Below are 13,323 nucleotides of genomic sequence, written 5' to 3' on the forward strand. Positions count from 1 at the left end.
GCCATGCTGCTCAACCTGTTCAATGAAATGCGCGCCGCCAAGGTGCCGGTCTCGGTGCGGGAACTGCTGGACCTGATCAACGCGCTGAAACAGCGCGTGACCTTCGCCGACATGGACGAGTTCTATTACTTGTCACGGGCGATTCTGGTGAAGGACGAAAAGCATTTCGACAAGTTCGACCGGGCGTTCGGTGCCTACTTCAATGGGCTGGAAAAGCTCGACGATCACCTCCAGGCGTTGATTCCGGAAGACTGGCTGCGCAAGGAATTCGAGCGTTCCCTGACCGATGAAGAGCGGGCCGCGATCCAGTCCCTCGGCGGCCTGGACAAGCTGATCGAAGAGTTCAAGAAGCGCCTGGAAGAACAGAAAGAACGCCATGCCGGTGGCAACAAATGGATCGGCACCGGCGGCACCAGCCCGTTCGGCTCCGGTGGCTTCAACCCGGAAGGCATTCGGGTCGGCGATGCCGGCAAGCGTCAGGGCAAAGCGGTGAAAGTCTGGGATCAGCGCGAATACAAGAACCTCGACGATTCGGTAGAACTGGGCACGCGCAACATCAAGGTCGCCCTGCGTCGCTTGCGTAAATTTGCCCGTCAGGGCGCAGCGGAAGAACTGGACATCGATGGCACCATCGACCATACCGCGCGCGATGCCGGGTTACTGAACATCCAGATGCGTCCGGAGCGCCGCAACACCGTCAAGTTGCTGCTGCTGTTCGACATCGGCGGTTCGATGGACGCCCACGTGAAGATCTGCGAAGAGCTGTTCTCGGCCTGCAAGACCGAGTTCAAACATCTGGAGTACTTCTACTTCCACAACTTCATTTATGAATCGGTGTGGAAGAACAACATGCGCCGTACCTCCGAGCGCACCGCCACCCAGGACCTGCTGCACAAGTACGGCGCTGACTACAAAGTGATCTTCATCGGCGACGCCGCCATGGCGCCCTATGAAATCACCCAGGCCGGTGGCAGCGTCGAACACTGGAACGAAGAAGCCGGTTACGTGTGGATGCAGCGCTTCAAGGAAAAGTACAAGAAGCTCATCTGGATCAACCCGTACCCGAAAGACACCTGGGGCTATACCTCATCGACCAATATCGTGCGGGATTTGATTGATGATCAGATGTATCCGCTGACGTTGCGGGGGTTGGAGGAAGGGATGCGGTTTTTGTCCAAATAATCTCTGTTGTCTGGACTGACGCCATCGCGGGCAAGCCCGCTCCCACAAGGATTAGCATTGTTCACACATTTGTGAGCACCACGTACCCTGTGAGAGCGGGCTTGCCCGCGAGCTTTTAGCGGCCTGAAAACCGCCGCAAATACTCGACATGTTCGCGATGCGCCACATCCTGCACCACCGGCTTCAACCGCACCTTAGCCCCCGGCAAACACTGCGCCAACCGCGCCAATGCCAACGGCGTCAACGCCCCCAGTCGCGGATAACCGCCTATGGTCTGCCGATCATTGAGCAGCACAATCGGCTGCCCGTCCGGTGGCACCTGAACCGCGCCCAGCGGGATGCCTTCGGAAATCATCGGCTTGCCCTGATACTGCAACGCCGTTCCCAACAGGCGAATGCCCATGCGGTCAGCGCGGCTGTCGAGGGTCCAGGTGCTGTTGAACGCGTCGAACAAACTCTGTCCACTGAACTCGCCAATCTGTGCACCTAGCACCAGCTCCAGCGGCGCATTGAGTTTGAAATCCGGCACTTGTTCAGGCGCCAACTCCCGCAGCAGTAGCAACGAGCTCCCCGAGTAGCTCAACTGCGCATCTTTGGCCAACGCCCGACCCATGCCATCCAGCCCACCGAGTTCCTCACGGACCACCGTTGCGCTACTGCCCAACACCTTTGGCGCATCAAATCCGCCCGGGACCGCCAAATAAGCCCGAGCGCCAAGCAGCGGCTGAGTGAATTGCAATTGCTGACCTTTGTTTAGCCTGAAACTGCGCCACGGTGCCAATGCCTCGCCATCCACCTGCGCCCCCAGATCTGCCCCGGCCAACGCCAGCACGCAATCTTCCTGGGCAATGACCGTAAACCCGCCGAGGGTGATTTCGACCACCGATGCATCCAGCCCATTGCCCAGCAGCCAATTGGCCCACGACATCGATCGCCAATCCGCCGCGCCGCCCTGGGTCACGCCCAGATGCCGCACGCCAAACCGCCCGGCGTCCTGCAACAGGCACAGCGGTGTACTTGCTGCAATCGTCAGTCGGCTCATGCCAGGGCCTCCAACGGCGTGTCATCACCGCCCAGATTGATGAACTCGGCATGGCTGATCGCTTCGAAGCGCACGGTGTCGCCTGGTTGCATCAGGCTGTAGCCGTCGCGCTCGCGGTCGAACAATTTGGCCGGGGTACGGCCGATCAGGTTCCAGCCGCCGGGGGACACCACCGGATAGGCCGCGGTCTGGCGTTCGGCGATGCCGACACTGCCGGCCGCCACTTTTTTGCGCGGAGTATTCAGACGCGGTGCAGCCAATATTTCGTCCACCAATCCCATGAAAGCGAACCCCGGTGCGAAGCCCAATGCGAACACCTGATACTCGTGTTCGCTGTGGCAGCGGATCACCTCTTCCACCGTTAATCCGCTGCGCTGAGACAGTAACGTCAGTTCCGGGCCGACACTCAGGTCATACCAGACCGGCAACACATGGCATTTACCGCTGGCCCGAGCGTTGGGCGACAGATCGATCAAGGCTTCAGCGATCAATTCCCGCGCCTGGGCCGGATTCAGTGCCAGCAAATCATAATGCACCATCAACGTCGTGTAAGACGGCACCAGATCGATCAAATGGCGGGCGAACGCTGCTCGCAGACGCTCGCTGGCCGCGAGCATCCAGGGCATGTTGGCCTCGCTGATTTCATCGAACAGACGCACCATCAGGCAATCCAGCGCCACCACTTCTACCCGTGGGTTCATGATGCGCTCTGCTGATTCAAGGCTTCGCGAATGCGCTGCACGGCAGCCACCGAACTGGCGTTGTCGCCGTGTACGCAAAGGGTGTTGGCCTGCAAATGCAAGGCACTGCCATCGCTGGCCGTAAGATTGTCACCGCGGGCAATGATCAATGCCTGTTCGATGATTTTCTCGGGGTCGTGATGCACGGCGCCCGGCAGTTGCCGCGAGACTAGCCTGCCTGCGCTGTCGTAAGCGCGATCGGCGAAGGCTTCGAACCACAACGTCACGCCATATTCATCGCCGAGTTGCTGCGCGGCGCTGTTGTCGCGGGTCGCCATCAGCATCAACGGCAATGTCCGGTCGTAGGCTGCCACGGCCTGAATCACCGCGCGCAGTTGCGCCGGGTTGGCCATCATGTCGTTGTACATCGCGCCGTGGGGTTTGACGTAACTCACCCGCCCACCCTGCGCCCGGCAGATGCCGTCAAGGGCGCCGATCTGGTAATGCAACAGGTCCTGCAGTTCCTGGGCGGTATAAGCCATGGATCGGCGACCGAACCCCACCAGATCCTGATAGGCCGGGTGCGCGCCAATCTGCACGCCGTGGCTCAGGGCCAGGCTGACGGTCTTGCGCATGATGCTCGGGTCGCCGGCATGGAAGCCACAGGCGATGTTGGCGCAGTCGATGAAGGGCATGACCTCGGCGTCCAGACCCATGGTCCAGTTACCGAAACTCTCGCCGATGTCGCAGTTCAATAGCAGGCGGTTCACGGTGAACACTCCTGTAGGCTTTTATCTTCTTAACTGAAGGACATTGCCCCTCAGATTATCAGTTAGCGGATGTTCGGTTATTGAGCGTCGAGTTGCCTGCCACGGGTTTCCGGCAGGCTCAGGGCCGCCAGGATCACTACCCCGTAGGACACCGCCGCGAAGGCCCCGATTCCCACGCTCAGTGGCACCTTCTGGCTGAGCAAGCCGATCAGCAGCGGAAACAATGCCGCCAGCGCCCGACCGATGTTGTAGCAAAAACCCTGGCCCGAGCCGCGAATCCGTGTCGGAAACAGCTCGGTCAAAAACGCGCCCATGCCGCTGAAGATCCCCGAAGCGAAGAAGCCCAAGGGGAAACCCAGCCAGAGCATCACACCATTGCTGACTGGTAACTGGGTGTACAGCAGAACAATGGTGAACGAGCCGACGGCGAACAGAATGAAGTTCTTTTTACGACCAAGGATGTCAGTCAAATACGCACTGATCACGTATCCGACGTAGGACCCGACGATCACCATCGCCAGATAACCGCCCGTGCCGAGTACGCTCAAGCCCCGTTCGTTTTTCAGAAACGTCGGCAGCCAGGAAGTGATCGCGTAGTAACCGCCGAGCGCGCCGGTGGTCAGGATCGACGCGCGGATCGTGGTGAAAAGGATGCCGGGGGCGAAGATTTCGTAGAATTTGGCGGGGTTGCTTGGCTCTTGTTTGGCCTTGGCTTCACGATAGATTTCCGGGTCTTTCACCAAGCGACGGACGAAGATCACGAAAATCGCCGGCACGATGCCGAGGATGAACAATGCCCGCCAGGCGTCTTCCGGTGGCAACACCGAAAACAGCAGCGCATACAGAATCGCCGTCAGTCCCCAACCCAAAGCCCAACCCGATTGCACCATGCCGACGGCTTTGCCACGGTCCTTGGCGCGGATCACTTCGCCGATCAGCACCGCGCCAGCGGTCCATTCACCGCCGAAGCCGAAGCCCATCAAGGTGCGTGCAATCAGCAGTTGTTCGTAGTTCTGGGCGAAGCCACAGAGGAACGTGAAGAAGGCGAACCAGAGCACCGTCAGTTGCAGCGTGCGCACCCGACCGATGCGGTCGGAGAGAATCCCCGCCACCCATCCACCGATGGCCGAGGCGATCAGGGTGCTGGTGTGGATCAGCCCGGCCTGGCCGGTGGTGATGCCCCACATGGCAATCAGGGTCGGCACCACGAAGCTGAGCATCTGGGTGTCCATGCCGTCCAGGCCATAGCCGATCTTGCAGCTCCAGAACGTGCGACGCTCCTGTTTATTGATGTTGCGATACCAGTCGAAAGGTCCCGGGCGAGCCGTGGTCTTGGGGATATCGAGGGTGTCGGGCGCACTCATGGCAAATCTCCGCGCAATTTTATTGGTATTGTTCTGAGCCCCGACGACGCCTATCGTGGGAACCGGATGGCCTGATTTTTGGGCGGTTGGCCCTGCTGCGTCCAACTAATAAAAACCCGCCCTAGACATAAGAAAAACTTTATCCACGAGCCGCCCCCATGAACCTGAAGTTTCTCGAGACCTTTGTCTGGGTCGCCCGTCTCAAGAGTTTTCGCCTGACGGCCGACAAGCTCTTCACCACACAGGCATCGATTTCCAGCCGTATCGCCGTGCTCGAAGGCGAGCTCGGGGTGAAGCTGTTCCTGCGCGATTCTCGCGGCGTGAGCCTGACGCCCGAAGGCCTGAAAGTGCTCGAATATGCCGAGCAGATGATGGACACGATGCAGGCGCTCAAGCATTCGATCGAGACGCGCTCAAGCAAGGCCGGGCGGGTCCGGATCGGCGTCATGGACACCGTGATCCACACCTGGCTCAGCCCGTTGGTGGCGCAAATGATGGATCACTACCCACTGGTGGAAATCGAACTGGTGGCCGATACCGCGCTCAACCTCTGCGATCAGCTGCAAAAAGGCTTTCTCGATCTGATCCTGCAAACCGACCTGCTGCGCCAGGAAAGCGTGCGCAGCCTGGAGCTCGCCAGTCATCCGATGGGCTGGATCGTGGCCAGTAATTCCATCTACAACCGCGAGTATTCAGGTGTCGCCGATCTGGCGCGGGAGCGGATCATCACCTATTCGAAAAACTCCCATCCTCACCAGGACATCTTGAGCCTGATGCAGGCCAACGGGATCATGGCACCACGGCTGAACTGTGTGAATTCAGTGTCGGCGATTACCCGATTGCTGAGGGACGGCTTCGGCATTGGCGCGTTACCGCCGGTGTTGGTCGCCGAGGAGTTGGCGCGGGGGGAATTGACCTTGCTGGCCATAGATCAACGACCGCCGAACTTGCAGGTGGTGGTGTCGTGGCGGGTTGGCGTGGAGTGGGTCGAAGAAATCGTGGCGCTGTGTCAGCAAGTCGTGGAGCGCTATGCGCATAAAGTGGGCGAGCAGTACATCGTCTTGAGCAAGCCTTCGGTTTGATCGTTCCCACGCTCCGCGTGGGAATGCAGCCCGGGACGCTCCGGGTCCCATTTAAAGCCGAACGCAGAGCGTCCGTTGAGGCATTCCCACGCAGAGCGTGGGAACGATCATCGACTCAAAGACCGCGCAAATCGCGCTCTTCGATCGGCCGGCTCTGGCGCAAACGCTTGCCGCCCAGCACCACCCAGTCAATCAGTCGGAACAGGCATTCAATGCCGAACGACAGCAGCAACGCGCCGCTCATGCCCCAGATCATCGCTTCCGGTGTCAGCAGGATCTGATAGCTGTAGCCGTTCCAGGTTTCCTTGCGAATATCCGGGTCGGCGGCCAGGGCCACTTGCAGGACGCGGATGTACCACGGGCCCTGCATGGCCTGGAATTGCTTGTCGAGGGCCAGTTGACGGGTGAGCAAGGTGCTCAGGCTGTCGGCATCGCTGCGAAAGATCGGGTCTTCGCTGGCACGGTAATGGGCCACGAGCGCCTGCATATCACCCTTGAAAAATTGATTGGCGGTGCCCTGAAAACCGCTCAAACCGGTCTGCGCCTCGATCAGATGCGCCTCGACCCGCTTGGCATAATCACTGATGAATCCAGGCACCTGGACACCGATCAACAAGCCCGCCGCGAACAACACCAGCCGAAGATAACTGAGCAACATGGGGGAGAGATCCTTATTCGGTCTTGCCCTGGCTGACGCATTCACCGCGTCGCCAGAGGCTCCATTGGCCCGGTTCGTAGCGGGTCCAGGTTTCGTTTTCGGTCAAGGGTTCGGTAGCAATTACCGTGACCACATCATTGGGTGTGGTTTCGGCCTGGAAGTCGACGATCACATCGACGTCCTTCAAACGCGCCGGGCCGAACGGTGCACGGCGGGTGATCTGCGCCAGTTTGCTCGAGCAGTAGCAGAACAGCCAGTCACCATCGCTGAGCAAGCAGTTGAACACGCCTTTGCTGCGGTACTCGGCGCAGGCGGCCACCAAGTCTGGCAACAGCGCTTCGATGTCTACCGGCTCGGGGAACGCAGCGCGTACCCGATTGAGCAAATCGCAAAACGCCGCTTCGCTGTCGGTATCGCCAACGGGGCGGTAAAAACTGGCGGTCGGATTGAAATCGGCCAATTGGCCGTTGTGGGCGAAACACCAGTTGCGCCCCCACAACTCGCGCACAAACGGGTGAGTGTTGGACAGGCAGACCTTACCGACGTTGGCCTGGCGAATGTGCCCGATCACCACTTCGCTTTTGATCGGATAGCGCTGCACCAGGTTCGCCACTTCCGACTCGCTGCTCGCCGCCGGGTCCTGGAACAGCCGCAGGCCACGGCCTTCATAAAAAGCGATGCCCCAACCGTCACGGTGCGGCCCGGTGCGACCGCCGCGCTGCATCAGCCCGGTGAAGCTGAACACGATATCGGTCGGGACATTGGCGCTCATGCCCAATAACTCACACATGCTCGGACTCTCGATTCAGTACAGGGGCACGATTACAGACGTGGTTCGACCCGCAAACGCTGCGGGTTGCTCGGCACCGGTGGCCGACCGTAACGATCATCGCCGGCACCGCCGAAAGGCTGATCGTCGTCAGGCTCGTCGGCCCGCGCCGCTGCCTTGGCGGCAGCCGCCTGTTCCTTGCGAGCTTTGGAGGCGCGCTCGATGGGAAAACGGATGGCCACGAACACCAGGTATATGCCGAAGACAATCATGCCGTACATGAACAGATCGGAAACCGCGCGCCAGGCGTTGTTGCCGACCTTGAACAGCAAGTCGAGGGCAGTAATAGCGATGGACGGGGCGACCTTTTCTTTCACCGGGTCGATGATGGTCGGGCTGAACAGCAACACCGCCACCAGCAGCCGCAGCGGCTCACGCAGCCAACGCCACATCCAGCGGGTGATGCGCATCCACACCAACAGGCAGCCTAAAGCGGCAAAGGCGTAGAGGCCCCAAGCGATCAGATAGTCGTTCTCGGTCATGGTGTCCATGGCAAGGCAGGCAAAGAGGCGCTTATAGTAACGACTTTTCGCACGTCAGGCTTGTCCCAATACCAGTCGGGCAAGACACAGACCCTGTGGGAGCGAGCTTGCTCGCGATGAGGTCAGTACATTCAACATCAATGTTGTCTGGCAGTCCGCCATCGCGAGCAAGCTCGCTCCCACAGGGTCTGCAGAGGCATCAAGATTTGCATGTCGCCTGCAAAACCCTATTCCGTACATTGTTCGAGAGCCATTCATGCCCCTATCCGCCAACGTCAACAGCGCTCCGATTGCCCACAAGACCGACGGTTGCGACCCGTATGCCTGGCTGCAGGAGCGCGACACCGACGCGGTGCTCGATTACCTGAAAGCTGAAAACCGCTATCAAGAGGCGCAAACCGCCGATCAGGCCGGGCTGCGCGAAACCCTGTTCGACGAGATCAAGGCGCGGATTCTCGAAACCGATCTGTCGCTGCCCTCGCCCTGGGGCCCGTACCTGTATTACACCCGCACCACTGCCGGCGACGAATACGCCCGTCACTACCGCTGCCCGCGTCCGGCCGATGGCAGCCTGCAGATTGACGAAAGCCAGGAACAACTGCTGCTTGATCCGAACGTACTGGCCAAGGGTGGCTTCTTTTCCCTGGGCGCGTTCAGCATCAGCCCGGACCACCAGCGTCTGGCCTACAGCATCGACTCCAGCGGCGAAGAGATTTACACGCTGTTCGTGAAGGAATTATCCAGCGGCCGCGTCAGCGAACTGGAGTTCCAGGACTGCGACGGCAGCATGACCTGGGCCAACGACAGCCTGACGCTGTTCTTCGGCGAACTCGACGACACCCATCGCCCGCACAAACTGTTCCGCTATCGGCTGGACGGCACCGCGGCCGAAGAAGTGTTCCATGAGCCAGACGGCCGATTCTTCCTGCATTGCTACCGCTCAAGCTCAGAACGGCAACTGCTGTTGTCGCTGGGCAGCAAGACCACCAGCGAAGTCTGGGTGCTCGATGCTTCGCTGCCGCATCAGGCCTTTACCTGCCTGGCGCCGAGGGGTTGAAGAGCATGAGTACGATGTCGACCACGGTAAACTCGATTGGCGAGTGGACGTGGCTGATCCGCACCAACCGCGACGGCATCAACTTCGCCCTCTACCAGGCCGCCGATACTGGCATCGTGCCGACCGAAGCCGACTGGCAGAACCTGATTCCCCACAACGACACCGTGATGCTTGAAGGCATGAGCCTGAACGCCGAGGCCATGACCCTGAGCCTGCGTGAAGGTGGCCTGCCGATCATCGAAGTCCGCCCACGGGACTTGGTGCCCTATCGCGTGCAATTGCCGGACGCGGCCTACAGCCTGCATGTGCAGAACAGCCTGGAATTTGTCAGCGACCGGATCCGTCTGCGCTACGAAGCCTTGAACCGTCCAGCGCAGATCCGCCAACTGATTCTGACCACCGGCGAGCAGAAAGTCCTCAAGGAAACCCCGGTGCTCGGCCCGTTCGACGCCGATGCGTACGTCAGCCAGCGGCTTTGGGCGACGGCACCGGACGGTACGCAAGTGCCGATCAGCCTTGTGGTCAAACGCGAGTTCCTCGGCAAGCCGACGCCGCTTTATTTGTACGGCTACGGCGCCTACGGCGAAAGCCTCGACCCGTGGTTCTCCCACGCGCGCCTGAGCCTGCTGGATCGCGGCATGGCGTTTGCCATCGCGCATGTACGCGGTGGCGGTGAGCTGGGCGAAGCCTGGTACCGCGCCGGCAAGCAGGAACACAAGCACAACACTTTCAGTGATTTCATCGCTTGCGCCGAACACCTGATCGCCAACGGCTTCACCACCCCATCACAGCTGGCGATCAGTGGTGGCAGCGCCGGTGGCTTGCTGATCGGCGCGGTACTCAATCAGCGGCCGGAGCTGTTCGGTGCGGCGATTGCCGAAGTGCCGTTCGTCGATGTGCTCAATACCATGCTCGACCCGGAACTGCCGCTGACCGTCACGGAGTACGACGAGTGGGGCAACCCGCAAGAGCCGGACGTCTATGATCGGATCAAGGCCTACGCCCCGTACGAAAACGTCACCGCGCAAGCTTATCCGGCAACGCTGGTAATCGCCGGCTACAACGACAGTCGCGTGCAGTACTGGGAAGCGGCCAAGTGGGTGGCGAAATTGCGCGCGACCAAAACCGACACCAACGCCCTGTTGCTCAAGACTGAATTGGGTGCCGGGCATGGCGGGATGAGCGGTCGTTATCAGGGATTACGTGACGTAGCCCTCGAATACGCATTTGTTTTCAAGGTTTTGGGCATCGCCTGAGGAACTTGGCCCGGCGTCCCGGTCTTAACACCAGACACCGGGGCCCCGAAACCACACACATTTCCTGTGGGAGCGGGCTTGCCCGCGATGACGATGTCACAGCCAATGTTGATATTGAATGTGATGGCCTCATCGCGGGCAAGCCCGCTCCCACAGGGGATGATGGGTGACTGAAGCCCGGAACAGACACAGACACAAGAAAAAGACCGTGACGACATGTCAGAACCGACCTTACTGAACAAAGAAATTCGCGACTGGCTGATGGACTGCGGCCTGTTCGATCAACTGCTGCCGGCAGACTTCGTGGCGGCTTCGGGCTACTTCAGCATCAGCACCATTGCCGAAGGCGAAGAGATTTTCCATGAGGGCGATGCCGGCAGTTTCATGTGCATCATCCACACCGGCCAGGTCGCGGTGCAGAAGACCAACAGCGACGGGCAACGGGTGACCATGGCCACCTTGCGCAGCGGTCGGGCGTTCGGCGAAATGGCCGTGCTCGATGGCGAGCGGCGCTCAGCCAGTTGCGTGGCCGCGAGCAATTGCCAGTTGCTCAACCTGGGCAAGGACTCCCTGGAAAAGATGCTCAACGACGCGCCAAAGATCGCCGCGAAGATCATCCGCGCCCTCGCCGTCTCCCTCTCCAAACGCTTGCGCATGGCCGATGGGCAACTGCTCTCGCAACAAGTTTAGCCACCCGGCGTTTTGATTTTCGTCGTGCTCGGCTCAAGGCCCGGCAAGGTCTGGTCCTTGGGTGGATTGGGCATTTCGATTGGCGGTAACAGCGGTGGCCCGCCGCTACCGGTTTTGGGCACGCTGGTCGGGGTGATCTGCGGATACGGCGTCGGAGTGGCGGTGCCGGGTGAACCGGGCATCGGCGCGGGGCTGGTGGGGATGGTTTGCAGCTCTTGGGCCTGCACTGCAGTTATCGAGAGCGCGGCCAAGGCAATGACCGTTAGAATGGTGCGCTTCATCAATGGCTCCGTTGGCCTTGTTGTCTTTTTGCAGGCTACTCCCAACTGCGCGTGTTTGCCTTCCTCCGTATGTCAATTTCTGCTCAAGAGAGCCCCATGAAACGTTTCGTTCTGCTCGACACCACCCCCATCCCTGAAAACGGCGGTGCCCTGTGCCTGTTCGAATACGGCGAGGACTTCGTCATCAAGATTCAGGGCGGTGATGGCGGGCAGTTGATGAACACCCGCATGCACGGTTCTGAAGATGCGCTGGCCGAAATCCCCTGCCGCAAGGTCGCCGGTCGGCCGAATTCGCGGGTATTGATCGGTGGCCTGGGCATGGGCTTCACCCTCGCCTCGGCGCTCAAGCACTTGGGTAAAACGGCTGAAGTGGTGGTCGCCGAACTGGTACCCGGCGTGGTGGAGTGGAACCGCGGGCCACTGGGCGAGAAAGCCGGCAACCCACTGCTCGACCCGCGCACGGTGATCCGTATGGAAGATGTGGCCAAAGTGCTACAAGCCGAGCCGCAAGGTTTCGATGCGATCATGCTTGACGTCGACAACGGTCCCGAAGGCCTGACCCAGAAGGCCAACAGCTGGCTCTATTCCGCAGGAGGCCTGAGCGCCTGCGCCAAGGCCCTGCGACCAAAAGGCGTACTGGCGGTGTGGTCGGCCAGCGCCGACCGGCAGTTTTCCGACAAGCTGAAAAAAGCCGGTTTCAAGGCCGAGGAAGTGCAAGTCTTCGCCCACGGCAACAAGGGTACCCGCCACACCATCTGGATTGCCGAAAAGCTCAAGGGCTGAGCTAAACTCACGTCATAACCGTCATTAGTCTTTTACAAAGGTGAACCCATGAGTTCGTCCACCCCAACCAATACGTCGAAGCTGGACCGCATCCTTGCCGACAACCAGCGTGACAAGGAAATGGGTTACCGCGATAAGGCCCTGAAGATGTACCCGCACGTGTGCGGCCGCTGCGCCCGTGAGTTCTCCGGCAAGCGCCTGAGCGAACTGACCGTGCACCACCGCGACCACAACCACGACAACAACCCTCAGGACGGCTCGAACTGGGAGCTGTTGTGCCTGTATTGCCACGACAACGAACACTCGCGGTATACCGATCAGCAGTATTTCGACGAAGGCTCGCTGAGTACGCCGAAGATCGCCAAGGCGACGCACAACCCGTTTGCGGCGTTGGCCGGGTTGATGAAGAAAGAAGACTGAAGATCTTCAGTGCCTGAACCGGCCCCATCGCGGGCAAGCCCGCTCCCACAGTGATTGGCGGTGAGCACAGATGTTGTGTACGCCGCAGCCCCCTGTGGGAGCGGGCTTGCCCGCGATTGCATTTGTCCGGGCACCACCAATCTCAAACTGAACACCCCTCCCCCAATCCCCGTATAATCGCCGTTTTTTCCCCGAAGGCACCCCGCTCGTGGCAGACAAACGGTACAGCTGCATTGGTTTGTATAACCCCAAATCACCGGAAAACGTCGGTTCGGTGATGCGCGCCGCCGGCTGCTATGGCGTGGCGTCGGTTTTCTACACCGGCAAACGTTATGAACGCGCCGCCGATTTCGTCACCGACACCAAGAAAGTCCACTACGACATTCCGCTGATCGGCATCGACGACCTGAAGAAAATCCTGCCCCTGGGCTGTGTGCCGGTCGCGGTCGAACTGGTCGACGGCGCCCGCTCGCTGCCGGAATACACGCACCCGGATCGCGCCCTCTACATCTTCGGCCCCGAAGACGGTTCGCTGGATAAAGAAATCCGCGACTGGTGCGAAGACGTGGTCTACATCCCGACCACCGGCTGCATGAACCTGGCGGCTACCGTCAACGTCGTGCTGTACGACCGCATGGCCAAGGGCAACAACACCCGCTCCGGGCCGAAATTCCGCTGAATTGCCGCATATTCGATGGAACAAGCCGCTCGCCCAGACAGTCAGCTAAATATCTATTGCTGAAGCAA

General features: G+C 60.1%; 16 protein-coding genes. 8 read left to right on the forward strand and 8 right to left on the reverse strand.

Features of this window, described 5'->3' with window-relative positions; all coding sequences use genetic code 11:
- Window positions 1-3 precede the first annotated feature (3 nt).
- Window positions 4-1,182, forward strand: a complete 1,179-nt coding sequence (locus tag PSH65_RS24725; RefSeq protein ID WP_030132618.1) for a VWA domain-containing protein — start codon at window positions 4-6, stop codon at window positions 1,180-1,182.
- Window positions 1,183-1,297: 115 nt separating this feature from the next.
- Here the strand turns inward: PSH65_RS24725 and PSH65_RS24730 are convergent, their stop codons facing one another.
- The 4 genes from PSH65_RS24730 to PSH65_RS24745 form a co-directional block, all read right to left on the reverse strand.
- Window positions 1,298-2,224 carry a biotin-dependent carboxyltransferase family protein gene (locus PSH65_RS24730; RefSeq protein WP_305422921.1) on the reverse strand — a complete coding sequence of 309 codons (927 nt, stop codon included), beginning with the start codon at window positions 2,222-2,224 and terminating at the stop codon, window positions 1,298-1,300.
- The gene (gene pxpB, locus PSH65_RS24735) at window positions 2,221-2,925 is read right to left on the reverse strand and encodes a 5-oxoprolinase subunit PxpB (protein ID WP_305422922.1); all 705 of its coding nucleotides are present in this window, start codon (window positions 2,923-2,925) and stop codon (window positions 2,221-2,223) included. The genes PSH65_RS24730 and pxpB overlap by 4 nt, the downstream gene beginning before the upstream one ends.
- Window positions 2,922-3,674: a 5-oxoprolinase subunit PxpA gene (locus PSH65_RS24740; protein ID WP_305422924.1), complete on the reverse strand. Its 753-nt coding sequence runs from the start codon at window positions 3,672-3,674 to the stop codon at window positions 2,922-2,924. Before PSH65_RS24740 ends, pxpB begins: the two co-directional genes overlap by 4 nt.
- Window positions 3,675-3,751: 77 nt before the next feature.
- Entirely contained in the window at window positions 3,752-5,038 is a 1,287-nt protein-coding gene (locus PSH65_RS24745; RefSeq protein WP_305422925.1) for an MFS transporter, read from the reverse strand.
- A gap of 158 nt (window positions 5,039-5,196) precedes the next feature.
- Here PSH65_RS24745 and PSH65_RS24750 point away from each other — a divergent pair, with 158 nt between their 5' ends.
- Entirely contained in the window at window positions 5,197-6,120 is a 924-nt protein-coding gene (locus PSH65_RS24750; protein WP_305422926.1) for a LysR family transcriptional regulator, read from the forward strand.
- A 115-nt stretch (window positions 6,121-6,235) separates the two neighbouring features.
- Here PSH65_RS24750 and PSH65_RS24755 read toward each other — a convergent pair whose 3' ends face one another.
- Genes PSH65_RS24755 through PSH65_RS24765 form a run of 3 tightly spaced genes read right to left on the reverse strand, consistent with a single transcriptional unit; the run spans window position 6,236 to window position 8,098 of the window.
- Window positions 6,236-6,778 (reverse strand): DUF2937 family protein, encoded by a 543-nt coding sequence (locus PSH65_RS24755; RefSeq protein ID WP_201059746.1) that lies wholly within the window; start codon window positions 6,776-6,778, stop codon window positions 6,236-6,238.
- Window positions 6,779-6,791: 13 nt separating this feature from the next.
- Window positions 6,792-7,568 carry a class II glutamine amidotransferase gene (locus PSH65_RS24760; protein ID WP_123501094.1) on the reverse strand — a complete coding sequence of 259 codons (777 nt, stop codon included), beginning with the start codon at window positions 7,566-7,568 and terminating at the stop codon, window positions 6,792-6,794.
- Between the two features lie 32 nt (window positions 7,569-7,600).
- Window positions 7,601-8,098: an MFS transporter gene (locus PSH65_RS24765; protein WP_305422928.1), complete on the reverse strand. Its 498-nt coding sequence runs from the start codon at window positions 8,096-8,098 to the stop codon at window positions 7,601-7,603.
- A 247-nt stretch (window positions 8,099-8,345) separates the two neighbouring features.
- On the opposite strand from PSH65_RS24765, the gene PSH65_RS31950 reads away from it, so the two are divergent.
- The 3 genes from PSH65_RS31950 to PSH65_RS24775 all read left to right on the forward strand — a co-directional run bounded on the left by PSH65_RS31950 (window position 8,346) and on the right by PSH65_RS24775 (window position 11,092).
- Window positions 8,346-9,146, forward strand: a complete 801-nt coding sequence (locus tag PSH65_RS31950; protein WP_370694667.1) for a hypothetical protein — start codon at window positions 8,346-8,348, stop codon at window positions 9,144-9,146.
- Between the two features lie 14 nt (window positions 9,147-9,160).
- Window positions 9,161-10,402 carry a prolyl oligopeptidase family serine peptidase gene (locus tag PSH65_RS31955; RefSeq protein ID WP_370694717.1) on the forward strand — a complete coding sequence of 414 codons (1,242 nt, stop codon included), beginning with the start codon at window positions 9,161-9,163 and terminating at the stop codon, window positions 10,400-10,402.
- 216 nt (window positions 10,403-10,618) lie between these two features.
- A complete protein-coding gene (locus PSH65_RS24775) occupies window positions 10,619-11,092 on the forward strand; it encodes a cyclic nucleotide-binding domain-containing protein (protein WP_305422930.1) in 474 nt (157 codons plus the stop codon).
- Here PSH65_RS24775 and PSH65_RS24780 read toward each other — a convergent pair.
- Entirely contained in the window at window positions 11,089-11,373 is a 285-nt protein-coding gene (locus PSH65_RS24780) for a hypothetical protein (protein WP_305422932.1), read from the reverse strand. The two genes, PSH65_RS24775 and PSH65_RS24780, sit on opposite strands and share 4 nt — an antisense overlap.
- A 96-nt stretch (window positions 11,374-11,469) precedes the next feature.
- Here PSH65_RS24780 and PSH65_RS24785 point away from each other — a divergent pair, with 96 nt between their 5' ends.
- The 3 genes from PSH65_RS24785 to PSH65_RS24795 all read left to right on the forward strand — a co-directional run bounded on the left by PSH65_RS24785 (window position 11,470) and on the right by PSH65_RS24795 (window position 13,255).
- Entirely contained in the window at window positions 11,470-12,156 is a 687-nt protein-coding gene (locus tag PSH65_RS24785) for a spermidine synthase (protein ID WP_007898703.1), read from the forward strand.
- Window positions 12,157-12,204: 48 nt separating this feature from the next.
- The gene (locus PSH65_RS24790) at window positions 12,205-12,576 is read left to right on the forward strand and encodes a YajD family HNH nuclease (RefSeq protein WP_007898702.1); all 372 of its coding nucleotides are present in this window, start codon (window positions 12,205-12,207) and stop codon (window positions 12,574-12,576) included.
- Window positions 12,577-12,784: 208 nt separating this feature from the next.
- Entirely contained in the window at window positions 12,785-13,255 is a 471-nt protein-coding gene (locus tag PSH65_RS24795) for an RNA methyltransferase (RefSeq protein WP_007942196.1), read from the forward strand.
- Window positions 13,256-13,323 lie beyond the last annotated feature (68 nt).

Origin of the sequence: Pseudomonas sp. FP603 (assembly GCF_030687415.1) — a bacterium.
Classification (GTDB): domain Bacteria; phylum Pseudomonadota; class Gammaproteobacteria; order Pseudomonadales; family Pseudomonadaceae; genus Aquipseudomonas; species Aquipseudomonas wuhanensis.

What these genes read in the sequence shown, in the direction of transcription:
- PSH65_RS24725 (WP_030132618.1), top strand. Translation starts at nt 4, where the DNA reads ATGCTGCTCAACCTGTTCAATGAAATGCGCGCCGCCAAGGTGCCGGTC.
- PSH65_RS24730 (WP_305422921.1), bottom strand. Translation starts at nt 2,224, where the DNA reads ATGAGCCGACTGACGATTGCAGCAAGTACACCGCTGTGCCTGTTGCAG.
- pxpB (WP_305422922.1), bottom strand. Translation starts at nt 2,925, where the DNA reads ATGAACCCACGGGTAGAAGTGGTGGCGCTGGATTGCCTGATGGTGCGT.
- PSH65_RS24745 (WP_305422925.1), bottom strand. Translation starts at nt 5,038, where the DNA reads ATGAGTGCGCCCGACACCCTCGATATCCCCAAGACCACGGCTCGCCCG.
- PSH65_RS24750 (WP_305422926.1), top strand. Translation starts at nt 5,197, where the DNA reads ATGAACCTGAAGTTTCTCGAGACCTTTGTCTGGGTCGCCCGTCTCAAG.
- PSH65_RS24755 (WP_201059746.1), bottom strand. Translation starts at nt 6,778, where the DNA reads ATGTTGCTCAGTTATCTTCGGCTGGTGTTGTTCGCGGCGGGCTTGTTG.
- PSH65_RS24760 (WP_123501094.1), bottom strand. Translation starts at nt 7,568, where the DNA reads ATGTGTGAGTTATTGGGCATGAGCGCCAATGTCCCGACCGATATCGTG.
- PSH65_RS24765 (WP_305422928.1), bottom strand. Translation starts at nt 8,098, where the DNA reads ATGGACACCATGACCGAGAACGACTATCTGATCGCTTGGGGCCTCTAC.
- PSH65_RS31950 (WP_370694667.1), top strand. Translation starts at nt 8,346, where the DNA reads ATGCCCCTATCCGCCAACGTCAACAGCGCTCCGATTGCCCACAAGACC.
- PSH65_RS31955 (WP_370694717.1), top strand. Translation starts at nt 9,161, where the DNA reads ATGTCGACCACGGTAAACTCGATTGGCGAGTGGACGTGGCTGATCCGC.
- PSH65_RS24775 (WP_305422930.1), top strand. Translation starts at nt 10,619, where the DNA reads ATGTCAGAACCGACCTTACTGAACAAAGAAATTCGCGACTGGCTGATG.
- PSH65_RS24780 (WP_305422932.1), bottom strand. Translation starts at nt 11,373, where the DNA reads ATGAAGCGCACCATTCTAACGGTCATTGCCTTGGCCGCGCTCTCGATA.
- PSH65_RS24785 (WP_007898703.1), top strand. Translation starts at nt 11,470, where the DNA reads ATGAAACGTTTCGTTCTGCTCGACACCACCCCCATCCCTGAAAACGGC.
- PSH65_RS24790 (WP_007898702.1), top strand. Translation starts at nt 12,205, where the DNA reads ATGAGTTCGTCCACCCCAACCAATACGTCGAAGCTGGACCGCATCCTT.